23 protein-coding genes, 1 pseudogene and 1 riboswitch are annotated in these 23725 nt (G+C 60.1%); of the genes and pseudogenes, 5 read left to right on the top strand and 19 right to left on the bottom strand.

Annotation, left to right across the window (positions count from 1 at the left end):
* Positions 1-20: 20 nt before the first annotated feature.
* From cobF to cbiE, 6 genes are read right to left on the bottom strand one after another with little or no spacing between them, the layout of a single operon-like run.
* A complete protein-coding gene (cobF, locus tag NOR97_RS04430; protein WP_257600324.1) occupies positions 21-791 on the bottom strand; it encodes a precorrin-6A synthase (deacetylating) in 771 nt (256 codons plus the stop codon).
* Positions 784-1512 (bottom strand): uroporphyrinogen-III C-methyltransferase, encoded by a 729-nt coding sequence (gene cobA / locus NOR97_RS04435; protein ID WP_257600325.1) that lies wholly within the window; start codon positions 1510-1512, stop codon positions 784-786. The genes cobF and cobA overlap by 8 nt, the downstream gene beginning before the upstream one ends.
* Positions 1509-2831: a cobyrinate a,c-diamide synthase gene (locus NOR97_RS04440; protein ID WP_257600326.1), complete on the bottom strand. Its 1323-nt coding sequence runs from the start codon at positions 2829-2831 to the stop codon at positions 1509-1511. The genes cobA and NOR97_RS04440 overlap by 4 nt, the downstream gene beginning before the upstream one ends.
* Positions 2818-3612 carry a precorrin-4 C(11)-methyltransferase gene (gene cobM / locus NOR97_RS04445; RefSeq protein WP_257600327.1) on the bottom strand — a complete coding sequence of 265 codons (795 nt, stop codon included), beginning with the start codon at positions 3610-3612 and terminating at the stop codon, positions 2818-2820. The genes NOR97_RS04440 and cobM overlap by 14 nt, the downstream gene beginning before the upstream one ends.
* Positions 3609-3989 carry a cobalamin biosynthesis protein gene (locus NOR97_RS04450; protein ID WP_257600328.1) on the bottom strand — a complete coding sequence of 127 codons (381 nt, stop codon included), beginning with the start codon at positions 3987-3989 and terminating at the stop codon, positions 3609-3611. The genes cobM and NOR97_RS04450 overlap by 4 nt, the downstream gene beginning before the upstream one ends.
* A complete protein-coding gene (gene cbiE / locus NOR97_RS04455) occupies positions 3986-5185 on the bottom strand; it encodes a precorrin-6y C5,15-methyltransferase (decarboxylating) subunit CbiE (protein ID WP_257600329.1) in 1200 nt (399 codons plus the stop codon). Before cbiE ends, NOR97_RS04450 begins: the two co-directional genes overlap by 4 nt.
* Here cbiE and NOR97_RS04460 point away from each other — a divergent pair.
* A complete protein-coding gene (locus NOR97_RS04460) occupies positions 5184-5915 on the top strand; it encodes a cobalt-precorrin-6A reductase (protein WP_257600330.1) in 732 nt (243 codons plus the stop codon). The two genes, cbiE and NOR97_RS04460, sit on opposite strands and share 2 nt — an antisense overlap.
* On the opposite strand, the gene cobJ is transcribed toward NOR97_RS04460, so the two are convergent.
* The 10 genes and pseudogenes from cobJ to NOR97_RS21145 form a co-directional block, all read right to left on the bottom strand.
* A complete protein-coding gene (cobJ, locus tag NOR97_RS04465; RefSeq protein ID WP_257600331.1) occupies positions 5906-6670 on the bottom strand; it encodes a precorrin-3B C(17)-methyltransferase in 765 nt (254 codons plus the stop codon). The genes NOR97_RS04460 and cobJ overlap by 10 nt on opposite strands.
* Positions 6667-7395, bottom strand: a complete 729-nt coding sequence (locus tag NOR97_RS04470; protein WP_170347200.1) for a precorrin-2 C(20)-methyltransferase — start codon at positions 7393-7395, stop codon at positions 6667-6669. The genes cobJ and NOR97_RS04470 overlap by 4 nt, the downstream gene beginning before the upstream one ends.
* On the bottom strand, positions 7392-8021 hold the full coding sequence (locus NOR97_RS04475; protein WP_257600332.1) for a precorrin-8X methylmutase: 630 nt from the start codon (positions 8019-8021) through the stop codon (positions 7392-7394). The genes NOR97_RS04470 and NOR97_RS04475 overlap by 4 nt, the downstream gene beginning before the upstream one ends.
* Positions 8021-9142: a cobalamin biosynthesis protein CobG gene (locus NOR97_RS04480; RefSeq protein WP_257600333.1), complete on the bottom strand. Its 1122-nt coding sequence runs from the start codon at positions 9140-9142 to the stop codon at positions 8021-8023. The genes NOR97_RS04475 and NOR97_RS04480 overlap by 1 nt, the downstream gene beginning before the upstream one ends.
* On the bottom strand, positions 9139-12432 hold the full coding sequence (cobN, locus tag NOR97_RS04485; RefSeq protein WP_257600334.1) for a cobaltochelatase subunit CobN: 3294 nt from the start codon (positions 12430-12432) through the stop codon (positions 9139-9141). The genes NOR97_RS04480 and cobN overlap by 4 nt, the downstream gene beginning before the upstream one ends.
* Before the next feature lie 5 nt (positions 12433-12437).
* Positions 12438-13493 (bottom strand): cobalamin biosynthesis protein CobW, encoded by a 1056-nt coding sequence (cobW, locus tag NOR97_RS04490; protein WP_257600335.1) that lies wholly within the window; start codon positions 13491-13493, stop codon positions 12438-12440.
* A gap of 1 nt (position 13494) precedes the next feature.
* Positions 13495-13869, bottom strand: a complete 375-nt coding sequence (locus NOR97_RS04495; RefSeq protein ID WP_257600336.1) for a DUF1636 domain-containing protein — start codon at positions 13867-13869, stop codon at positions 13495-13497.
* 91 nt (positions 13870-13960) lie between these two features.
* Positions 13961-14168, bottom strand: a riboswitch (cobalamin riboswitch).
* A 226-nt stretch (positions 14169-14394) separates the two neighbouring features.
* Positions 14395-16251 (bottom strand): SLC13 family permease, encoded by a 1857-nt coding sequence (locus NOR97_RS04500; protein WP_257600829.1) that lies wholly within the window; start codon positions 16249-16251, stop codon positions 14395-14397.
* Positions 16252-16640: 389 nt separating this feature from the next.
* Positions 16641-17360, bottom strand: a pseudogene (locus NOR97_RS04505) (FAD-dependent oxidoreductase); the annotation flags it as partial.
* Entirely contained in the window at positions 17356-17517 is a 162-nt protein-coding gene (locus NOR97_RS21145; protein WP_306979159.1) for a DUF6538 domain-containing protein, read from the bottom strand. The gene NOR97_RS21145 and the pseudogene NOR97_RS04505, both read right to left, overlap by 5 nt.
* Before the next feature lie 351 nt (positions 17518-17868).
* Here NOR97_RS21145 and NOR97_RS04510 point away from each other — a divergent pair, with 351 nt between their 5' ends.
* From NOR97_RS04510 to NOR97_RS04525, 4 genes are all read left to right on the top strand, one after another.
* A complete protein-coding gene (locus NOR97_RS04510) occupies positions 17869-18732 on the top strand; it encodes a hypothetical protein (RefSeq protein ID WP_257600337.1) in 864 nt (287 codons plus the stop codon).
* Between the two features lie 235 nt (positions 18733-18967).
* The gene (locus NOR97_RS04515; RefSeq protein WP_058260762.1) at positions 18968-19270 is read left to right on the top strand and encodes a helix-turn-helix domain-containing protein; all 303 of its coding nucleotides are present in this window, start codon (positions 18968-18970) and stop codon (positions 19268-19270) included.
* Entirely contained in the window at positions 19263-20483 is a 1221-nt protein-coding gene (locus tag NOR97_RS04520) for a type II toxin-antitoxin system HipA family toxin (RefSeq protein ID WP_257600338.1), read from the top strand. The genes NOR97_RS04515 and NOR97_RS04520 overlap by 8 nt, the downstream gene beginning before the upstream one ends.
* Before the next feature lie 307 nt (positions 20484-20790).
* Positions 20791-20988, top strand: a complete 198-nt coding sequence (locus NOR97_RS04525; protein ID WP_035262952.1) for a hypothetical protein — start codon at positions 20791-20793, stop codon at positions 20986-20988.
* Positions 20989-21047: 59 nt separating this feature from the next.
* Here the strand turns inward: NOR97_RS04525 and NOR97_RS04530 are convergent, their stop codons facing one another.
* The 3 genes from NOR97_RS04530 to NOR97_RS04540 are packed head-to-tail and all read right to left on the bottom strand — an operon-like array spanning position 21048 to position 23670.
* Positions 21048-22184 (bottom strand): DUF4268 domain-containing protein, encoded by a 1137-nt coding sequence (locus NOR97_RS04530; protein WP_257600339.1) that lies wholly within the window; start codon positions 22182-22184, stop codon positions 21048-21050.
* The gene (locus tag NOR97_RS04535; protein ID WP_257600340.1) at positions 22184-22927 is read right to left on the bottom strand and encodes a DUF6615 family protein; all 744 of its coding nucleotides are present in this window, start codon (positions 22925-22927) and stop codon (positions 22184-22186) included. Before NOR97_RS04535 ends, NOR97_RS04530 begins: the two co-directional genes overlap by 1 nt.
* Before the next feature lie 2 nt (positions 22928-22929).
* Positions 22930-23670 carry a hypothetical protein gene (locus NOR97_RS04540; RefSeq protein ID WP_257600341.1) on the bottom strand — a complete coding sequence of 247 codons (741 nt, stop codon included), beginning with the start codon at positions 23668-23670 and terminating at the stop codon, positions 22930-22932.
* Positions 23671-23725: the final 55 nt, after the last annotated feature.

Consider the following 23725-nt stretch of genomic DNA (forward strand, 5'->3'; position numbering starts at 1 on the left):
GACTTGAGGGTTCTGCGCAGTCACGAATCCGTGTTCACCGCGCGCTGCTGCCCCCCGCGTTTCTTCAGCAAGTAGATATCCATGATCCAGCCATGGTCGGCTCGGGCGCGGGCGCGTGTGTCAAGGATCCGCTGCGCGACCTGGTCCAAAGGGCCGCTGATCAGCAGTTCTTCTTTCATGCCCACATAGGCCCCCCACCAGATGTCATACTCTGCCATCCTGAGGGACTGGAACGAGCATTCCCCGTCCAGCATGACGGCGACTTTCGAAGCGGCTTCAGGCCAGCCTTCATCCCTGATACGGCGTCCGGTGGTCACGACATAGGGTGCGCCCAGATCATTGATCGGGATCGCATGAGCCGCGGTCAAAGCCTGCAAGGCCGTGATGCCCGGGATCACCTTTGTGTTGGGCCTGGGGTCCAGCCGCGCCGCGATTCGCAGCGAACTGTCATACAGGGACGGATCGCCCCAAATCAGCAGCGCAATGTGCTGCGCCTCCGGGTGGGCCGCGATCGCCTCCTGCCAGCGCAGTGCAATGGCGTCATGCCATTCGTCTACGCCGCGCAGATAGCCGTCATCCGCCCGGCGCTTGGGAATGTCAAAATAGGCTATCCTTGGCGGTGTCTCGGTTACCCGATCGATGATGTCCTCTCGCAGCCCGGCCAGATCAGCTTTGTTTTCACCCTTGCGCGGGATCAGGATCAGATCGGCCGACCTGATCGCCTGTGCACCCTGAAAGGTCACATGATCCGGGTTGCCGGTGCCGATGCCAATCAGGCTCAGGTCAATCATCTTCGCACTCCGCCAGCGGCCCATAAAGGATCAGGGCCGGAGCTGTGCCGATCTCGGATTTCAGCTGTTCGGCCAAGGCGCCGATGGTGGCGCGCGTCAGCTTCTGATCCGGGGTCGAAACCGATTCAGCCATCAGGGCGGGCGTATCCAAAGGCAGGCCGTGTGAATGCAGCGCTTCTGCCAGAAGCGGGAAAGTTCGTTTGCCCATGAATACGACAGTGGTGGCCTGAGAATCGGCCAGTGCGGTCAGGTTCAGATCGTCCGGCAACGCGCCGCTGACGTCATGTCCCGTTACGAACTGCACCCGCCGTGCGGTCAGACGACGCGTCAGAGGAATGCCAGCGGCAGCTGCGGCGGCCACGGCAGACGGGATGCCGGGAATGATCTCGAATTCAATGCCTGCATCACGAAGGGCAACAAGCTCTTCTTCCAGGCGCCCGAACATGCCGCCATCGCCGGACTTCAGCCGCACGACATGCTGGCCGGTCTGGGCGTAGTCCACAAGCAACCGGCTGACATGGTCCTGCTTGGGGGACGGTCGACCAGCCCGTTTGCCCACGCCCACAAGATCCGCGTCTTCGCGCGCGTGGCTCAATATCGGCCCGCTGCTGAGGTCATCGAACAAAACCGCATCGGCCTTTTGCAGGCGATCCACGGCCTTCAGTGTCAGCAATTCCGGATCGCCAGGGCCGGATCCGACGAAAGAGACAAATCCGGTCATTCAGATGCCTCCGCAATCAGGTGAAAGAACGTACCGGTGACATTGCCCCGAACAGAGCCGGTCTGAGGTCCTTCTGCGCCTTCGGCATCGAACACACGGGCCAGCGGCGCGTCAGGCTGATCCACGATCGAGGAATAGTGGAACTCATGCCCGCGCAGCGCCGTATTCTGTGCAAATCCCGGCATCGGGGCCAAGAGTTCCGCTTTGCGATAGCCCAGGTTGAATTTGCGTTTTTGGTACGACGTCACCAGCCCCAGCAAGCCAGCCATTTCATGCCGCACGCCATCCTTGTCGATCAGCGCATGACCCAGCGCCATATACCCACCGCATTCGCCATGCACAGGCCTTGTTTCCGCGTGCTTGCGCAGACCCGCAAGGAACGTTTGGGCAGCAGCCAACGTCCCGGCATGCAGTTCCGGATATCCGCCGGGCAGCCAGACCAGATCGGCATCCGCCGCCGGCGCTTCGTCGGCCAGAGGCGAGAAGGGCAGGATTTCGGCCCCAGCTGCGCGCCAGCCTTCCAGCAAATGTGGATAGGTAAAGGAAAATGCCGCGTCCCGTGCCAGTGCAATCCGCTGGGCCGGAGGGCGCGGCAGCGCGTCTGACGATGGCCCAATGGGGCCTGAGGAAGCCGCCCGTTTGATCGCCTCGAGATCCACATGTTCGCGCAGAAATGCGGCATAGCCTACGATGGCGCTTTCCAGATCCGGGTGTTCGACGGCCTGGATCAACCCCAGATGCCGCTCGGGGAGGGTCAGATCGCCTCGGCGCGGCAGCACACCCAGAACCGGCAGGCCGGCGCGTTCCATCCCCAGCCGGGTCAGGCGCTCGTGCCGGGGGCTGGCGCAGCGGTTCAGGATCACTCCCGCAAAGGGAAGATCGGGGTTGTATATCTTGAACCCCAGCGCTGTGGCCGCCGCAGATTGCGCCTGACCGCCAACATCCAGAACCAGTACGACCGGCCAACCCATCCGTGCGGCAGTCTCGGCGCTTGACCCATGACCCAACTCGCCCGGCTTAGCCACGCCATCGAACAGGCCCATCGAGCCTTCGGCCACCACGATGTCAGCGCCTTCGGCCTGAGCTGAAATTGCGTTCAACAGCGGGTCACCCATCGCCCAACTGTCCAGATTAAACGAAGCCCGCCCAGCCGCTGCTCGGTGGAAGGCGGGGTCAATATAATCCGGTCCGCTCTTGAACGGTTGAACGGTCAGGCCATCCTCGGCCAGCGCTCGCAACAGGCCCAGCATGACCGTTGTCTTGCCCGTGCCCGAGGACGGTGCGGAGATCAGAAGGCCAGGAGGGTTAATCATCACCATGGCTCCAGCTTGACCAGGGGCTCTCGGCGCTTTGCGGGCGATAGCGGCGGTCGTAATCTTTCGAATACAGACAGCTCTCGTCGAAACCTTCGCCCGCCAGGGCCGGACCGACCATGATCAACGCAGTCCGCGAGATGCCGTCGTCCAGGGCTTCCTTGAGCGTTTCCAGCGTCGCGCGGATGATCCGTTCATCCGGCCAGCTTGCGCGATAGACCACGGCGACCGGACAGTCGGCCCCATAGGCCGGGGTCAGATCGGCAATGACCTTGTCCAGATTGCCGATCGACAGATGAATGGCAAGTGTCGCCCCTGTGCGTGCGAAATTCTCCAACGTCTCGCCTTCGGGCATGGAAGATGCACGGCCCGGGGTCCGGGTCAGAACCACGGATTGCGCCAGCCCGGGCAGAGTAAGTTCGGTTCCCAAAGCCGCCGCAGCCGCCGCAAAGGACGGAACGCCCGGAGTTACGCTGACCGGGATGCCCATTTCCTTGAGGCGGCGGATCTGTTCCCCCATCGCCGACCAGACCGACAGGTCGCCCGAATGCAGACGGGCCACATCCTGGCCGGCCTGATGTGCGGCCTCGATCTCTGCCATGATCTGATCCAGGTCCATTGGCGCGGTGTTCACGATCCTTGCGCCTTCGGGGCAGTGGCCGAGGATTTCTTCAGGAACCAGGGAACCTGCATAGAGGCAAACGGGGCAGGATGCGATGATGTCGCGTCCACGCAGTGTCAACAGGTCGGCAGCGCCCGGTCCGGCGCCGATGAAATGAACGGTCATGTCTGTCCTCCGATGGCAATGGCGCAGGTCGCCAGCCGGTCGTCTGAAATCTGTCTGGGTGAAAGCAGCCGCGCGCCCGGGCCAAAAAGCTTTCCGGCGGCGGCCAATGCGGATGCTTCGGCCACGCTTCCGGTGCCATAGGTGGCGCGGCTGCGGGTCGAGCAGGTTAGCGTGCGTTGACTGGCCAGATCGGCGGCGGCAACGAAATGCAGTGGAAGGGACAGTTCTTCGGCAAAAACTGTCAGGGCGGAATGACCTTCCTTGTCGGCAACGGATGCCAGGGCGGCGACATCGTGGTTTGCGGCCGCCGTGTCAAATACGGCGCGCAAGCTGTCAACCGTGGCGGCGGACGAGAATCCCAAACCGGCAACGATCATAGCGTCACGCTCCACTGCACCACCGGATAGGCGGATTTCCAGCCGCGGCGCGGTCCAAGCGGCGCCGACTGCGCGAGTTCGATCCGCAGGAGTTCTCCGCCCAGCTTCTCATGCCAATGGGCCAACGTGGCCTCGCTTTCCAAAGTCACTGCATTGGCAACCAGGCGCGTGCCGGAAGGCAGGTTCTGGTGCAGCCAGTGCAGCAGGTCTGGATCAAGCCCTCCTCCGATGAACACCACGTCGGGGAATTCCAGCCCGTCCAAAGCGGCGGGCGCGGTGCCATGGATGACATTCAACCGATCCTGACCCAATGCATCGGCATTCCGACGAATGCGCTCAACCCTGTCAGCACGGGGTTCTATGCTGGTTGCGGTCAGGGTCGGATCACACATCAGCCATTCGATGCTGATCGAGCCGGTGCCCCCTCCGATATCCCACAGATGCTCGCCCCGTTGCGGAGCAAGCGCCGAGAGTGTCAGCGCGCGGATCGGGCGTTTGGTGATCTGCCCGTCCGTCTCGAAGATGGCGTCCGGTTTACCAGACGCCTTGGACAGGGCAGGTCCTGCACCGGAAACCTCCAGACCGACGCAGACCGGATGGTCGAACGTACCCAGCAGCGCCTCGGTCAAGGTGACTGTTCGGGTGTTTTCGCGCGGACCACCTAGGGCCTGCATCACATGCAGGGCCGAGTCGGCAAAGCCTGTCTCGGTCAGATACCGTGCCAGTTCCGCCACCGCCTTTCCGTCACGCAGCAACAGGATCGCGTGCGCTCCCGGTGCCAGATGAGGACGCAAACGGGTCAGCGGCGCGGCGTGCAGGCCGAAGGTCAGTGTGCTTTCCAAAGGCCAGCCGAGCCGGGCAGCGGCCAGCGAGAAGGTGGATTGGCCGGGCAGGGCAGCCCATTCACCGGCATCGAAATTGCGCGCAATGACAGAGCCTGCGCCAAACCAGAACGGATCGCCCGAGGCAAGAACAACGGTCTGCCGGCCACGCAATCCTTTCAGGATCGGCAGCCCATCCGAGAACGGCACAGGCCATTCGACACGTTCCGCCCCAGTTTCAAGCAGCAACGACAGGTGACGGGGCGGCCCCATGATCACTTCGGCCCGGTCCAGCACTTGACGGCCGGATGGCGACAGGCCATCAAACCCACCTTCGCCCAATCCAAGAACGGTCAGCCACGGAGATTCAGACATGACAAACCTCCTGATCCTTGGCGGCACGACCGAGGCCAATGCGCTGGCCAAAGCTGTTTCGGAACAAGGGATTGCGGCTGTGTATTCCTACGCTGGACGGGTCGAAAACCCGCGTCCGCAGCCCTTGCCGGTAAGGGTTGGCGGTTTCGGCGGTCCGGAAGGTCTGGCCGCCTATATCCATGAGAACGCCATCACCCATGTCGTGGACGCGACCCATCCATTTGCGGCCCGGATGAGCCGGAACGCGATTGAAGCATGCACCGCGACGCGGACGCCATTGGCCGCGTTGACACGCGCGGCGTGGACACCGCAGCTCGGCGACAACTGGTATCGCGTCCCGGACCTTGCAGCGGCTGTCGACGCGTTGTCCGGCGAAGCCCGGCACGTTTTCCTCGCCGTTGGCCGTATGCACCTTGAAGACTTTGCCGCCCAGCCCCAGCACCGCTACCTGCTGCGTCTGGTGGATGACCCCGACACTGTGCCCTTGCCGAACGCAGAGGTTGTCGTTGCCCGAGGGCCGTTTACCGAAGCTGACGACCGGGCGCTGATGCAGCGCCACGGCACGCAGTTGGTCGTATCCAAGAACGCAGGCGGAACGGGCGCGCGCGCCAAGCTGGACGCGGCGCGGGCGCTGGGCCTGCCCGTGCTGATGATCGACCGCCCGGTTCTGCCGAAGCGGACCGAGCTTTCGCGGGTCGCACAGGTTCTGGACTGGCTGCTTCATCCCTGATCCTTATCAGGGGTGAAGCGCGGCGTGTAGACGATCGGTGCGCCGTTGCGTTCGATCACACGGGTGCGGGATGACCCCACGATCACCACGGTCTGCATATCCGCCATGTCGGGCGTGGCTTCGGCCAGTGTCGAAATACGCATCTCTTCATCGGCCCGCGATACGGCGCGGGCGAACAGGATCAGACGTTCGGGCTCACACTCTTCACGCAGGATTTCCAGCGTCTTTACAAAGCCTTCCGGGCGGGACTTCGAGCGTGGATTGTAAAAGGCCATCGAGAAATCCGCCTGTGCAGCAAGGCGCAGGCGTTTCTCGATCAATGACCATGGTTTGAGGTTGTCGCTGAGGTTGATGGCGCAGAAATCATGCCCCATCGGGGCGCCCGCGCGCGCGGATGCAGCCAACATCGCCGTGATCCCCGGCAGCACATCGATCTGAAGATCGCGCCATTCCACGGGGCCGTATTCCAGCGCTTCGAAGACGGCTGCCGCCATGGCAAACACGCCTGGATCACCCGAGGACACAACGACCACGCGTTTGCCTTCTGCGGCCATTTGCAACGCGTGTTGCGAACGGTCGATTTCGACCCGGTTGTCACTGGCATGCAGCGTAAGGCCCGGGCGCTCGGCAATACGCGCCACATATGGGATATAGCCCACAACATCGGTGGCTTCGGCTAGCGCGGCCGTTACTTCCGGCGTTACAAGCGCCTCGTCACCCGGCCCAAGACCGGCAATTTTGACCCAGCCGCTCATGGTCGCCGCCCCTGACCGTGCACGACGATGATCGAGAAATACGGGGTAATCTTCTCGCAGGCTTCAGACAGCTTGGTCACCGTCTGGTTTGGCATCTGCGCATATTCCACGATCCATGCCCGGTCATACAGGCCAGCGGTCTTCAGGGCGCGTTTCACCTTGTCGATGTTGCGCCCGATTTTCATCACGACCAGTGCATCGGTTTGAGCCATGCGTTCAGCCAGCGTGTCTTCGGGCAGAGTGCCAACCAGCACGGTCAGAACGTCATCACCCCAGGTGATCGGGTCTCCTGTCGCTGTCCAGGCGCCGGACATGCCGGTAATGGCGGGTACAACTTCGACCGGCGCGTCTTCGCGCAGGCGACTGTAAAGATGCATGAACGAGCCATAGAAGAACGGATCACCCTCGCACAGAACAACCACGTCCTCACCCTGTTCGGACAGGGCCCTGAGATGCTTGGTGCAGTCTTCGTAGAACGCCGCCAGCAATTCGTTGTAGCGCGGATCTGTGACCGGGATCTCGGTGGTCACGGGATATTCCATAGGGAACTCGATCGCACCTTCGGGGATCATCCCGTTGACGATCTTGCGGGCCTGGCCGCTGCGACCGGGTTTGCGGAAGAACGCCACATGCTTTGCATTGCGCAGCAGGCGATCAGCCCGGACGCTCATCAAATCCGGGTCGCCGGGGCCAAGGCCCACACCGTATATGGTGCCCATCTTCATTCCGCCCGGCTTGCGATGGCGTTGACGGCCGCCACCGTGATGGCGCTGCCGCCCAGACGACCTTTGACGATGCAGGACGGCACCGGTTGCGCCTGCCACAGCGCATCCTTGGATTCCACCGCACCGACAAAGCCAACCGGGCAGCCGATGATCGCGGCAGGGCGCGGGCAATCCGGGTCTTCCAGCATGTTCAGCAAATGGAACAGTGCGGTGGGCGCATTGCCGATGGCGACCAGCGCGCCCTCCAGATGCGGCCGCCACAGCTCCAGCGCAGCGGCGGAACGGGTGTTGCTCATCTCGGCGGCCAGCGGGCGTACGCGTTCATCGTGCAGGGTACAGATCACCTGGTTGTCGGCGGGCAGGCGGAAGCGGGTGACGCCTTCGCTGACCATGCGCGCATCGCACAGGATCGGTGCACCGTTTTCCAAAGCAGCGCGGGCCGTTTGCACGAAGCCGGGCGAGAAATGCACGAACTCTTCCAGCCCGACCATACCCGCGGCGTGGATCATGCGAACGGCAACCTGCTCTTCATCGGCATCAAACCGGGCCAGATCAGCCTCGGACCGGATGGTGGCAAAGCTTTCCTTGTAGATCGCTGCGCCATCGGTTTCGTATGTATAGGGCATCAGGTGAAGTCCATGGTCATGAGTGTTTGGGGGTCAAGCCCGCGCTGGCAGGGCTCATCCCCCGCGCGGCCCTGTTTGACAAGATCAAATCGTCCGTTATCGCCTACCAATGTGATGTCCGCAGTACCCATGCGAGCGCATCCCTTGCTACAGCCTGAAACATGGAGGCGTCCGGAAACCCGCGAAGCCAACGCCCGGGCGATGTCGCGCGTCTCTGCCTGCGCCTGCGGGCAGAACGGCGCGCCGGGGCAGGCGTCGGTGGTCATCAACGGATCGGTTCCATCTTCGACAAAGGCCGGGGCAGGTATCGCCGCCCCGCCTTCCAGCAGGATCAGCCGCCACGGGGTGACGCGCAGGGCGCAAGCACCGCTATCTTCGATCAGATCATACAGCTTGCGCGCCGGCAGCGACCCAAAAGCCGCGCCGTACAGAGCACCCAGTTCGCAGGGGCCGGGTTGAAGCCTTGCGCCAACTGATCCGGGCGCACAGCCTTGCCATTCCTGTGGAAGGGAGTCGATGACACGCGCCATGCGGCGCCTCTCGGGCGTGTAGGTTTCAGCAAACCACATTGCCAACGCGATCGCGTGGTCAATGGCGTCGGTCTCGGTCACGCTCCGCCCGGTTTCGCACCCGTCAGCGCGCAGGATCAGGCCGTCCGCACCGGCTTCCAGACGAATATCCGCCGAATCCGACGCCAGCAGACGTTCGGGGCCCGTGTCGATGGCAAAGCCGAATTTTGCGGGCAGGGCCGGCAGCTCCGCAAGCCGGTCGATCAGGTCACGGGTCAGTCGAGCGGTCAAATCGCCCGCCTGATAGAGCGGTGTAACCAGAATATTCCGGCGTATCTCGATACCGGGTTCCGCATCCAGCAGGTTCAGCGCGGCAAGCTCTTTGAGCAGGGGCTGGTGGTCTTCCTCTTCCACGCCCCGCAATTGCAGGTTGGCGCGATTGGTCAAATCGATCGAGCCGTTGCCAAAACGGTCCGCCAGATCGCACAGTCCCAGAGCCTGATCGGCGTCCAGACGCGCCAGCCGGGGCCTGACCCTGACGACCAGACCGTCACCGGACATCATCGGACGATGGGCGCCCGGGCACCAGCCCTGAACAATCGGAGCACTCATCTCAATCCCTCCAGATCAGCCCGGATGGAATTCCGGCGCGTGTTCCAAAGCCCGGCCTCAAGCAGCGCGCGGAACCGGTCCTGCATGGCTTGATGAGCTTTGGGATTGGCCTCTTGCAGGAACGCGTCCACCTCTTCGTTGCCCAGCGTGGCATCATGGTAGAGGTCAAAAAGATGCGGTGCGACCGTGCCGGACAGATGCGCGAATGAGGCCATATGATCCAGCGTTGCCGCGATTTCAGCCGCCCCCCGGAAACCATGGCGTTGCATCCCGGCGATCCAGTTGGGATTTGCGGCCCGGGCGTGGACGACACGGCTGATTTCTTCGCGCAAAGTACGGGCACGCGGATTTTCGGGGTTGGTGTTGTCCAGATGGTAAAGCTGCGCGGTTCCGCCGGCGATCTTCTTGGCGGCGGCAAAACCCGCCTCGTGTGTGGCATAATCGTTGGCCAGAAGAAGATCGGTTTCGGTCAGGTCCTGCAAGTGGACAAAACTGTCTGCATTTGCAACGCGTTGGGTGATGCCGTCCTTGTCCTGCGCGATGTGTTCGCCTTCCAATGCAAAGGAACTGGCCTCAAGCCACGCCTCACCGGCCTGTGCACGGGCCTCGTCGGTATACACCTCGGAAAGCTCGGTCATGTTGACGCCATAGCTTCCGGGCGCAGGTCCATAGACACGCGCTGCCGGCTCCTGCCCGGCATAGGGGTTCCAGTCCGTCGCTTCATCGCGCGCGGCCAATGCGCGAACCGCTTGGCCAAACAAAGCGGACAGCGTCGGGAATACATCCCGGAACAGGCCCGAGACCCGCAAGGTCACGTCCAGGCGCGGGCGGCTCAGGTCAGTGATCGGCAGAACCTCGATGCCGGAAACCCGCTCGGACCCTTTGTCCCATACGGGTTTGACGCCCAGCAGGTGCAAGGCCATGGCAAATTCCTCGCCGGCCGTGCGCATGGTGGCTGACCCCCACAGATCGACGATCAGCCCTTTTGGGTAATCGCCTTCTTCCTGAAGATGGCGTCGCACCAGTTCCTCGGCCAGTTTCACGCCTTGGGCATAGGCCGCACGGGTCGGGACCGACCGCGGATCGGTGGTGTAAAGGTTCCGCCCGGTGGGCAGAACATCTGACCGACCACGATAGGGTGAACCCGAAGGCCCGGCATCGATCCGTTTGCCTTCGAGCGCTTTGATCAGCGCGTCGCGTTCCGCATGGGCTGACGGGGCCGGATCGAAATTGCCCGTCACCTCGGGCACGCGCCCGAAGATGTGCAGCCCGTCGCCAAACTGGCTTTCCTTGATGTCACAGACAAAGCGGTCGATGCGGGTGATCGCTTCGGCGGTGCAGGTTGCCTGATCAAGGCCGAGATCGCTTTCCAAGCCAATGGCCTGCGCTTCACCACGGATATCTTCCTGCAAGCGGTCACGGCGTTTGGGGTCAAGCCCGTCGGCGTTGGAAAACTCATCCAGCAGCGATTCAAGCCGCACCATCCGATCCGGCGTGCCGCTGTCCTTCATCGGCGGTGGGATGTGGCCCAGCGTGACGGCTCCGATCCGGCGCTTGGCTTGCGCGGCCTCGCCCGGGTCGTTCACGATAAACGGGTATATCACCGGCAGATCGCCGATCAGCGCCTCGGGCCAGCAAGCGGCAGACAAGGCGACCGATTTTCCGGGCAACCATTCCAGCGTTCCATGTGCGCCGATATGGATCAGCGCATCCGCACCCAACCCTTTGCGCAGCCACAAATAGAAGGCGACATACCCGTGGCGCGGGGTGCGCGAGAGGTCATGATAGTCGTCATCCCGCAGCTCGGGCGTGCCGCGTTCGGGTTGCAGCGCGACCAGCGCCTTGCCGCGTCGCATTGCGGTGAAATGGAAGGCCCCATCGGCACAGGCCGGATCATCTTGGGGCGCGCCCCATACGGTGTGCAGATCGGTGCGCAGGGTTTCGGGCAATTCCGCGAGCGCATCCAGATAATCCCCGAGCGACAACGAAATCCGGGCGTCCAGAAGAATGTCGGCAATCGGTTCGCCAGTCGCGATGTCATAGCCTTCTTCGTCAAGATCGGACAGCATCGCCTCGGCCGAGGCCAGCGCGTCAAGGCCAACCGCATGGGCCATCTGCCAGTCTTTGCCGGGATAGGTGGACAGGACCAGCGCGGGAATCTGATCTGCCTTGGGTTTGTCGTTCAGTGCAAGCCAGCCCGATACACGGTCGACGATCGCTTCGATCCGGTCCGGTTCGGGCCGATGTGCAAAGCGCGCGTATTCCAGATGCGGATCACGTTTGCCTGGTTCCTTGAAAGACGCGATTCCCGCCGAAATCCGCCCATCGACCTCGGGCAGTACCACATGCATGGCCAGATCGGCGGGGGACAGCCCGCGTTCCGCCTCGGCCCAGGCTTTGCGGCGCGAGGTGGCGAGGGCGACCTGAAACACCGGCACTCCTGCCGCGTCCAGAGGCGATGTTCCCGACGCGCCTTTGCCCGAAAATGAAGTGGCATTGACAATGGCGGATGGGTTCAGCGCAACAACCTGGTCCCGCAACCAGTCGGCGGCTACAGGCGCCTTGAGCGACGGGGCAAACAGGCCCACCGCCTCGAACCCACGGGCGCGCAGGCTGCGGATCAGGGCCGCGATCGGGGCGGTGTCCGCCGAGGTCAGGTAAGCGCGGTAGAAGGTGACGAGGATGCGTTTGGCGTTACCTTCGAACGCGGTTTCCACCGGGATTACGCCGCGATCCGGACACCACGCGCCACATTCGGGCAAGGTCTTGGCGCCCATCACCGGCCCGGCATAAAGCCCCGCCGCCAGCGCCATCTGCGCCAGCGCCGCCTGTGCCGCGACCTCGCCGCCGGTATCGCACAGATGCGCCAGCCGCCGCAGGGTGGAAACGGGCAGGGTGGAATAGTCGTCCAGCCGCGTGTCCTCGCGCCCGTCGGCGGGCAGCACCGCCAGCGCGATGCCTTTGGCCTGTGCCAGCGCCAGCACCTGCTGCAACCCGTAGGACCAGTAGGGAACCCCGCCGATCAGACGGATCAGAATGCCCTTGGCGCCCTCCAACGTCTGTTCGACATAGGTATCGACCGACAGGGGGTGTTTCAGCGCCGTCAGGTTGGCCAGCCGCAACGAGGGCATCCGCCCCTCGGGCCCGCCACCACGATGCCAGCCCGCCGCGAAAGCACCCAGGTCGCTGTCCGAAAAGGACAGCACCACCAGATCCGCCGGGCTCTGGCCCAGATCGGTCGGGGTCTCGGTTTCCTCGAGCCCGTGACTTTCGCGGAAGACGACGTGCATGGGTCTTACTCGGCAGCCTCACGCACACCCACGAGGATTTCGCGGATTTCCGCCTCTTTGATATCGTCATGCTCGGCGATGACGACCAGACGCGAACGGCGTTCTTCGCCGGGTTCCCACGGACGGTCATACTGGTGCCGTACCCGCGCACCGACCGCCTGAACCAGCAGGCGCATGGGTTTGCCCTGAACGGCAGCATACCCTTTGACCCGCAGGATGTTCAGCTCGTTCGCCAGACGCTCGATATTGGCCACCAGTTGGGTCGGATCGGCTTGCTCGGGCAACTCGACGATGATGCTTTCGAAATCGTCATGCTCGTGATCATGGTGGCCGTCGTGATGCGAGGGTCGGGCGTCCATGTCATCCTCGGCGGCGGCTTCCAGACCCAACACGACGCGAACGTCCACGGCACCTTCGGCCACTTCGACCACGGGCAGGGGGCGCGGCGCCTCGGCTGCGATGATCTCGCGCGCCTTCGCCACGCCTTCGGGGCCGGCGAGGTCGGGCTTGGTCAGCAGGATGATGTCGGCGCACGAGATCTGATCCTCGAACACCTCGGACAGGGGCGTTTCGTGGTCGATCGAGTCATCGGCCATGCGCTGGGCGTCCACCGCTTCGACATTGGGCGCGAAACGACCGGCGGCCACGGCCTCGGCATCGGCCAGGGCAATCACGCCGTCCACGGTGATCCTGGAACGGATATCGGGCCAGTCGAACGCCTTGAGCAATGGTTTGGGAAGCGCCAGTCCCGAGGTTTCGATCAGGATGTGATCCGGGCGCGGGTCCAGCGCCATCAGAGCCTCGATGGTGGGAATGAAATCATCGGCCACGGTGCAGCAGATGCAGCCATTGGCCAGTTCCATGATGTTTTCCGCCGGGCAATCCGGGATGGCGCAGGATTTCAGGATGTCGCCATCGACGCCTACATCGCCGAACTCGTTGACCACGACAGCAAGGCGCTTGCCCTGCGGGTTCTGCATCAGGTGACGCACCAAAGTGGTTTTGCCCGAGCCAAGAAAGCCGGTGATCACTGTGACGGGGAGTTTTTCGAGGTTCGACATGTCAGGCTCCAATCGGGGGAATGCGCGAGGCACAGTTCTTGCGAAAATGTTCGGGGCGTTCGCGCCATTTCACCAAACCATCTTCAGTGGCCAGATACTTGGTCGCACCGTCGACAATGACGTCGACATGATCTGTTTCGCTCAGGTTTTCGTACACGAAGGTCCAGCGGCCCGGCCCGCCGCGCAATACGATCGAACAGCCTTGATCGCAGTTTGACAGGCATTCAACGGCTTTCAGGGTGACACCGTCGGGCAGGTCCGCCTGTTCCAGGGCCTTGTGCAATAAAGCGCCCGGGCGTTGCGCGTCATCTTCGACAGGCAGGCCGCGACGGCAGGTGGTACAGACCAGCAACTCGACTGGTGCGGTCTCGGTCATGTCTCTCATCCCCCCAAATCCTCTTCGCGGGGGACGGGGTTTCATGCGGGCCACGATTGGTCATGGACCCGACACCGGAACACCCCGCCCGGTTTCAACTTCGGTTGTTGGCAGGTCTCCCGGCTTGCGGATGCCAGAGGCGGGCCTCTGTCGGATGTCCCGCCTTCCCGGCTTTCGGGCCAGTGGCATTGGGCATCCTCTCCGTTCACGGTCGCGGGGGCGGCTGCGTTTGGCGGCATGACCGTTGACGCATTCCCTTTTCATCGGCTGTCACCGACACCAACGAAAGGGACATGCGGCACCGCTGGCCTGCTTGTCAAGCGAGTCGCGCGCAACAATGATGCAGAGGAGTAGAAAGCGACCTGTGGGCGTCGATGGGCGGCATGTCGTGCGGGGTTCAGCCTGAGATGGGCCCAGAGACCAACGGTATCTCTGCCAGGGTCGTACACTGTGGTGAGCGGGTGGCTCAAGGGAACCTGTCCCGATGATGGGAAAAGAACACCGAATACCCCGGATCCTCTCGCGCTAATAAATGACGTTGATCATGAGCAGCGAGACGACCAGAAACAGCACAGTCATGATCCCTCCGGACCGCACGAAATCCATCACCTTGTATCCTGCCGGCCCCATGATCAAGGCGTTTACCTGATGGGTTGGGATGATGAAGCTGTTCGATGTGGAAATGGCGACGGTCAGGGCAAAGACGGCCGGATTCCCGCCAGCCGCTATCGCAATCGATACCGCCAGAGGCACCAGCAGAACCGTGGCCCCCACATTTGACATGACCAAAGAAAAGGCCGTCGCCAGAATGGCGATGCCGGTTTGCAGCGACCATAGCGGCCAGCCGTCCAGAATTATCATGATCTGCTGGGCGATCCACGCAGCGGTGCCTGTGTTCTGTACGGCTTGTCCCAACGGTATGAGGCAGGCGAGCAGGAAAACGGTGTTCCAGCCGACCGCGCGGTATGCCTCATCCACGCTGAGCACACGAGTCAACATCATGCCCACCGCTCCGGTAAGAAGGCAGAGTGAAAGCCGGACATCCGTGAACAGGATCAACGACAGCGAAATGGCGAAAAATGCCAGGGCCCAGCCGACTTTTTGCGGCCTCAGCTCGTCCTGTGGAAAGTCCGTTGTCACAACGACGAAATCCGGATCTCGTTTGATCCGCATCAGGTTGTCCCATCTGGTATGCGCCACGAGCATGTCGCCCGCCTGAAACTTTTCGAGCCCGATCTGAGTGGATTCGTGATCCTCGGTCTCGACATGGCTCAGCGTCTCTTCGCCGCGGTGAATGGCCAGCAGCGACATCCCGTAGGTCTTGCGAAACAAAAGCTCGCGGGGGCATTTGCCGATCAGCTTGCTGTCGGGCGTGATGACCACCTCGGCCACGCCTGCATTGGTTGGGGCGAACTCTTCGACGAAAACGTCCAAGTCGGGAAGAACGGTCAGCCCGTATTTCTCGGCGAATTTCTCGACCTCCCAACGGCGGCCGACGATGGCCAGCCGACACGGCGCTGCAATTTCCGCTGTCAAAACCTGAACCATCGAGGTTTTGCCGCGATAGAAGGTGGAAATGATGTACAGGTGGTTTTCGTGGTTGATGTCGGCCAGAATCTTGCCGACCAGGGGGCTGTCCTCGGGCACCACGACTTCGAACACATCGGCTTTGAGGCCATAGACCCTTTGCAGGTATTCCTGTGTCCCTTGTCCGGTACCCGTATTGTCAGGCTCTTCAGCCTCGGGCAAAACCCAGCGTCCCAACAGCAGAAAGTAACCAATTCCGGTCAGGATCAGAACCGCACCGATCGGCGTGACCGAAAACAGGCCGAAGGGCTCCATTTTCTGAGAGGTCGGCAGACTGTCATTTGCCGTCAGGATCAGATCGTTCAGCAGGATAAGAGGAGACGACCCGACCATTGTCATTGTGCCGCCCAGAATGGCGCAGAATCCCATCGGCATCAGCAGGCGCGACAGCGGTATACCTGACCGTGAAGATATTCGGCTGACAACGGGAAGAAACAGAGCAGCGGCGCCGACATTCTGCATGAACGAGGAAATGACGCCAACGGTTCCGGAGATGATGGGAACGACCCTGCCTTCCGATTTGCCGCCGTATTTGAGGATGACGGCAGCCACCTTGTTCATGATCCCCGTCTTGTCCAGACCAGCCCCGACGATCATGACCGCTATGATCGAGATGACGGCATTGGATGCGAAGCCGTCGAACAGAAGGGTGACATCCGCCAGATTTCCCAGCCCGGGCGCGTAGCTGAGCAAACCTATGAGAACCAGAACCAATATGGCGGAAAGGTCGATCCTGATGATCTCGGAAACGAACAAGAAAACGGTGAAAGCCAGAAGGGTGCAAACGACCCCCATCTCGAAGGTAAAGGCAATGTGTTCCACAATACGTCCAGAACTTTTTCTTTGTTAGATTCCTAGTTCATCCTTCCCTGCTTGTCATGAAGTTTCGTTTTTCGATCGCCTGGGGACATTATATTTCTCAAGGAATAGCGGTTTGAGTAATGGTAAAGACCTTGTTTGACGAACCTGTCAGATAGAGGCGTTTGCCAATTCGCATGAGGCAGCCCCCGAACCTGGCATGAGAGGTGCAGTCCTCACATGGTCGAAGCAGAGCAAACGGAAGGGGTTGAAACACGACCCGGACAACAGACGATCCGGAAATGTGAAAGCCCGCAGCACACGACTTGCCCAAGGGTCTTTTGCGGTTGCCCGAACAAGACCAGAGCTGCGAGCAAAAGCGGCTGTCAGCCCGCGCAGCAGGACAGCTTGCCAACGTCTTTCTCAAATGTCTGCGCGGCCAGTTTCAGGCCCTCGACCGTCGTGAGGTATGGAAAGATCATGTCACCCAAGTCGTCGTAGGTCATACCCATTTTCAGAGCCATCGCAGCGGTCTGGATTGTGTCTGATCCTTCGGGCGCGATGATATGGGCACCAAGCAGTTTCTTGCTTTGTTTGTCCGCCACCAGCTTGATCAGGCCGCGCGTATCGCGGGCCGCAAGCGCGCGTGGGACGTGCTCCAGGCCCAATACGGATGTGATGACGTCATGGCCCTGAGCAGCAGCCTGCGCTTCAGTTGCACCGACGCTGGCGACTTGAGGATCTGAAAAGACCACAGAAGGCATGACGCTATTGTCATAGCTCAGCGAGTTTCCGTTCATGGCATTCTTTGCCGCCAGCTTTGCGCCATAGGCAGCCATATAGACGAACTGGTCATTGCCGGTTACGTCACCAGCGGCATATACACCCTCGCGGGAACTGTTCATCGCAGGATCGACGATTACTCCGCCTCTTTCGTCCGTCGCAATCCCTGCGACATCAAGCGCGAGGGATCCGGTGTTCGGGACGCGCCCTGTCGCCAGCATCAGTTTTTCTGCATCCACTGTCACCGGCTGGCCGTTTCGGGTGGCGTGCAACCGAACTACGCCATCCATGGCTTCCAACCGGTCGTAGGACAGGCCATCAAGATGCAAGAAAGCGTGCCAGATCACCAGCCCTATGCGGGCAGCGAGTTCGTAGCGATATTCTTACAGATGTTCGCTTTTGCTCATAAGACGGAGGGATAGGCCACCGGAAATAATAAACACCATGTCTTGAAAGGCTTAGGTAGGATGACTGCATCATTGTAGGTGTGTCCCACTTTGTGTCACACCCGAGCACCACAGGGCTAAGTCAATGATTTAGAATAAAATGGAGGCGAGTACCGGAATCGAACCGGTGTACACGGATTTGCAATCCGGAAAATTTCGTTGATTTAAAAGGGCAAGATTGTAAACGTACTTGTTTCGTTCAGGGTCACTTTTCAATAGGTTACGAGGCCCAAGTAAACGGTTTTTCACAGGCTCTTGCTCTGGCGAAAAGGCAAAGAAAAACCGCTGAGGGGGCGGCCACCCACCTCAACGGCATAGAAGAATATTTCCGTCTCCAAACATATGGCATTTCCGGTCTGACCTCAACCCAAATGGCGGTGAGATCATGAGCTGGCGCATCGCAAATGAATGCGCCGAGCGTCGCTTTGGCAGCGCCGCGCGCAAGCAGATCATCATGTTCTTGGCCGACAAGGCGAGCGATGACGGCTCTGGCATCTGGTGTTCCAAAGGGACGATCCAGCGCCACACAGAGCTCAGCGAGAGCACGGTCAAGCGCACCATCATCGACTTCCTGCGCGAAGGCATTCTGATCGAGACGGGGCGGCGGCACTGCAAGAATGGCTACACCGTCATTTACCGCATCGTTCTTGAGCGCGTGGCCGCGCTCGAGCCCACGGCTGAGCCCGACATCGACACGGGGGTCACTGTGAACCCCGTCCAGCCTGAACCCGGTACGGGGTCCACGGTGAACGGGGTACGGGGTTCACGGTGGACCCCAAACCATCCTAAAACCATCCATAAACCACCTACGCGCAGGCGCGAGGCGGCGGAGGAGGTTGACGATCTTGAATCTGAGAAGATCTTGGCGGCCTATCCCGAAGACAGGATCCGAGACAAACGAACTACTCTGCGCTTGATCGCTGCATCATTGAAAGCCGGTGTGGAGCCCGATGACCTTCTGCTGGCGGTCAAAGCCTATGCCAAGGAAAGCGAAGGCTACACACGCAGCAAGGTCTGCTTCTCAGACAACTGGTTCAAGATGCGCCGATGGGAGAAGGGACTGGCCCAGATACAAGCGGATCGTGAGAAAGCGCGAGAGTCCGAAGCCAAAGGACGCGCCAGCCTCGCCGAGTGGATCCATGAGCGCCATCCCCTGTGCCGCCACATCACCAACCGGCAGATCGAAGATTTGATTGCGTCAAAACTGGTGACGCCCGAGCAGGTGCGCGCGGCGGGGCTGCAGGCATGACTTTCGAAGGAAGGCAACGCAATGGTTTCGTTCGAGCAGACGAGTTGTATGAGTGCGGTGAGGCAACGAGGCCATGTTTCGTACTGGTAACCTTAATTCTCTCGATGTTATGTAGAGATAACATAAACCTTGGTGCGAGCTGGGGTGTTGGATCGTCAGGTTAAGCGATGAAATTTGACATTAATGTTTTCTCAGCGTAACATATTTGTGCTTAGTGTCACTTGGAGATATCATTATGGCTGTTCCGATCAAAATGCCCAGGGCGGCGCGTAAGGAGCTCGTGGCACTTGGGGAAAACATTCGTGTTGCACGACTGCGCCGCAAACTGACCGCTGAGATTGTTGCGCAGCGTGCTGGCACAACGCGGCAGACCATCGCCAAGATCGAAAGCGGCAACCCCGCAGTCAAGATCGGCACTTACGTGGCCGTGTTGCAGGCGCTCGGCCTTCTGAAAGGTTGGGGGGATATCGACGATCCGGTTGGCGAGCAGATGGCCCTGGATGACCTCCCGCAGCGTGCGAGACTGAAAAATGGTTGAGGTCTGGATCGACTGGAAGGGGCTGAAACGGGTCGGCACGCTCCACCGCACAGCGGGGCGCGGCCGAGAGCGGGTGTCCTTTACCTATCATGACGGCTGGCTTGCCGACGAAAATGCCTTTGGGCTTTCGCCGGACATGCCTCTCGTCAGAGGGCAATTCGTGCCTGAGGCAGGGCAGGACATGCTTGCACCGCTTGGGGATTCTGCCCCTGATACCTGGGGCAGAACGGTCATGCGGCGTTTTGAGGGTCGCATGGCAGAGGCCGAGGGGCGACGTCCGAGAGTGCTGCAAGAAACCGACTACCTGCTTGGCGTGAATGACGAGACCCGTTTGGGTGCGCTGCGCTTCAGGGTTGAAGGAGTGTTTCAAGCGCGCGAGGGCATTGGCGTGCCTGCGCTCGTGAGCCTCGGGGATTTGCTTCATGCGTCTCAGCGCGTTCTGCGCGGGGAGGAGACTGCTGAGGACCTCAAGATGCTGTTTGCACCGGGAAGTTCTCTGGGTGGCGCACGGCCGAAGGCCAGCATCCTTGACCAACACGGCCGTCTGTCCGTCGCCAAGTTCCCGAAAGAGACCGACACCTATTGCGTGGAACGCTGGGAGGCCATAGCGCTGGAGCTGGCAAGGCGCGCTGGAATTACGGTCTCGGATCACACGCTTGAGATGGCTGGCGACAAGCCTGTTTTCCTGTCCCATCGGTTTGACCGGAACGAGGACGGCAGGATCCCGTTCATCTCAGCTATGGCGATGCTGGGCGGCAAGGATGGCGAAAGCTACAGCTATTTGGACCTAGCCGATATCATCACTTCAGAAAGCGTAACGCCCGACCAAGACCGCGAGGAACTCTACCGGCGGGTTGCCTTTTCCATTCTCGTGACGAACCTCGATGACCATATGCGCAATCACGGGTTTCTGCGTGGGCGTGGCGGATGGCATCTCTCACCAGCCTACGACATCAACCCTGTGCCGAACCAACCGCGTGTGCTAAAGAGCTATGTCGACGATGACAACCCGGATGCCAGTATCGCCCTGCACCGCGTGCAACATGACTCCTATCTTCTCGAACGCGGCGAGGCAGATCGCATCATTGCCGAGGTGGCCGAAGCGACTATTGCTTGGCGTGATGTTGCCCGTGCCTTGGGGGCTCCGGAGCGAGAGATCAGGGAGATGGCAACAGCCTTCGAGCACGAGGAAGCGGATCTGGCGCGTGCGTGAGCTGGGGCCGCTGTTGAATTAGATTGACCGAAAGCCGTTTGGCTGCAGCGAGATTTTGAGGTCCTTGGCCATTCCGATGCGTGATGACGTGGCAGGTCGATTTTGGAGTGCCGAACTCAGACCCTCAACGCTGTGTTTCTGATTGCTGAACATAAGCGGGCAGCCGTGCCGGACGCGGGGCAAGCCCCGCTTCAACAAGAAAATTCCCCTGCGCCAGCGCATTCCTCGCGAGGCAAGTTTCTCGCTGACAGCCCCTGGGTGCCAGCTTTGGTCATGTTCATCGAAACACTCAAAGTGAGGATCAAAAATGGCTACTCAAACTCTGAAACTGAACGTCAAATCCGGCGAAAAAGACGGCAAGAACTTCTGGGACCGCTGCGGCGTCCTCTTCGTCAACACCGACGACAGCGGCAACATTACCTCGATCAACGTCAAACACAGCATGTTTCCCGACGTCGAAATGGTCGCCTTTCCGCGCCGCGATGAAGATCCAGTCACCGAGTGACCTCAGTTCCAGGGCGGGTTCTCCGCCCTGGCCTTCATCGGCGAAAACAAGGTTGCCAGCTAGGTTGCTTCGTCTTGAGAGCGGACCTGCCGGTTCAGGCGCGTAAGCGGTTCGCTGAAAGCCGTTTCCAGTTTTTGGATATGAGCCGCAAGCCAACCAATCATCTCGGGCCACGCTTCTCTGTTGAAGCCGTCAAAAGGTTGAGCGTAGACGATGCGGCTTGCCTTCTTATCGTCCATGCGCCGCCAATCGAGTTCGGCCCCAAAAGCTGTTTCGATGGCATCTTTCTGGCCATAGAGCTGATCGAACAACCATTTGTTCTCTGCGGTTTCAGAGCGCTGCAAGCTTATCTCGACCCGCGCTTCATCTCTCGAGAAGATCATCTGATAGGGGCAAGACCGGGTCCCAGATCCTGCGCTGAGCCAATGATCCTTGGTCGGGCTGATATTCTGGTAAAGTGTAACGCCGTCGACACGCAGCTGTTCAAGGGCCGCTTCCCAGAAGTCCAAGCGCAGTTTGTGTCGCTTTTTCTGCGTGTCCTGGACGGCTTTCTCTTCGTTTTCTTTGCTCGACATCCCGATCATGAAGTCCGCCGCCTCAGGCGTGGGTATGATCTGTTGAATGTCGACCATCAGCTCGTCGCCAAACGAATACGGAGTCACCTTAAAGCACTGTGCGCGAATTCCGCGGCTGAGGAGCCACAGGACTGTTGCCGTGACCTCGCGACGAAAATTCGCTGCGATGAATATCATCCTTTGGTCATTGCCTGGGTTTAGAACGGTCTCTTCGAGCTCTTCAACTTCCATGAACTCGCAAATCCGCACGGCCGCATTGCCGCCGCCCGCATAGCGGTCGAGGTATTGCTGATAGATGTCGACGATTTGCGTCTTGGTCAGGCCGGAGACGTAGGCGGTGTACTTCAGCGCCTGCCACGTCACATCTCTCCCGCTGTCATCAAGCTTGTTCTCGATCACAACGAGGTTGCCGTCCTTGTCGAGCGCCAAGAGATCTAGGCGTTCTCGGGTTTCATCAAACCCGTCGAACTCTTTCTGAATGATCAGCAATTCTTCACCGAGGGCGTCAGGCTGGTTGGCCAGCCACTCCTGCAGATGGTCGCGCTCGCGCAGGTTCAACTCAGAAAAGCGCATTTGGGACAGGCGGGACAAACGGTTTTGGCTTAAGTCAACTCGGAACATCACTCACCTCGAAAATCGGAGAAATCTATAATCGCAACACCAGCCAGATCATGCTTGAGAATGTACTGCGACATAAAAGTACGGTCGCGGATGCGCTCAAAAATCTGACGCCTATCCCCTGGCATCGAGCGATCTGCCTCGCCAAAATCAATGCCCAGTGCGCCCATAGCGTTACAGTTGCCGGACGGTGTGAATAGGCGGTGCCAGGGCTTTGAGTGCTTCTTCAACTTGCTTAGAGCGTTACTCTTTTCTGCTTCAACTTTCTTTGCACACGCGATCGAGCACCCCCAATAGCTTCGCCCCCGATAGGGGTGTTCGCCGCCCCCATTGAGGAGGCTGGAGTTAGTGCCGTGGTCGTGGTTGAAGAAAACATAGAGCGGGATGCTGGTCCCCGCGTTGGCAATCAATTTTGCCGATTGCCCCGATTTGGGGTCTAGACCGCCATAATCCGTTCCTTTGCTGGCGTGATACAATCTCTTGGCCTGGACACGGAGGCCCAGATCGCACCACGGCGTTCGCACGATCCATTCCCAGTCGGCACCGTTGATGCCTTCCTCGGTTTTATTGAACATCGTGACGCTCAAGCCGTGTTTGGCATGATCGCGGGCCATGCGAAGCAAAAGCATTTCGGTAAGAGTCTCTTCCTGAAGTGATAAGCCCTGCTTGAAAGCATGACCCTGTTCGTTCCAAACCCACGCGGCGCGTCGACGCAAATAGTCGCGAAGTGTTATGGGGGCAGCCATTGTCAAACCTCGACAGAAACCGAGTCAGAATCGTCGCTTTTCATTTTGTCGATGAACCACTTCACGATCCCAGGAAGTTTATCCGTGCCGCCAGTCAACGCGGTGACGCCAAGGTTAATTGCCTGCTTTCCAACTTCATTGCCTGCACCTTTAACAGCATGCTCAAAGAATAGGCGGACAAGGTTCTGATTGTCTTGAGCGTGCAATGCTTCTTTGTGTTCATTAAGCTCCGTTTCGATCTTCTCGCGCGCAGATTCCGGCATCACCTCAAATGCAATTGCCAAGAACTTGTCGCCGGAGAGCACTAGGATCGAGCTGTTAAAAGATGAGTCGACGATCCCAAAATCTTTCTGAACCAGATCCTTTGCAAACTCTCGAAGAAATCCATCCTCGATCTGGATGCGGACCTTATTGTTTTCAAAAAGCTCTTCACCTTCCTCACGCACGCGATCCGTGATGATCTTGCGTAGTCGTTTTCGGGCCGTGTCTTCATTCGCGAGGTGGCGAAAGGAAATTTCGTCCATCATGGACCGCATTTTGCTTCTTGTGGCACGCAACTCCTGAGACAAAGCAAAGGCGCTCGGCGGCTCTTCCCAGGACCAACTTTCACGATGCTCGATCAACATGCGCAATACTAGTAGGTCGATTTCCCGTTTCGGCATGGTCGTGTAGCCATTCTCTAGGTAGGTTTCGAGAAAGGCTTTGGCGAAGGCCTCAAGGTCTATTTCTTCGGTCAGTTTCATTGGTCTGTTCCCTAAATCTATGCGCTCGAACTCTGGCCATGATGAAAAAACTGTG

It is taken from the genome of Ruegeria sp. YS9 (assembly GCF_024628725.1).
In the GTDB taxonomy this organism is placed as follows: Bacteria; Pseudomonadota; Alphaproteobacteria; order Rhodobacterales; family Rhodobacteraceae; genus Ruegeria; species Ruegeria atlantica_C.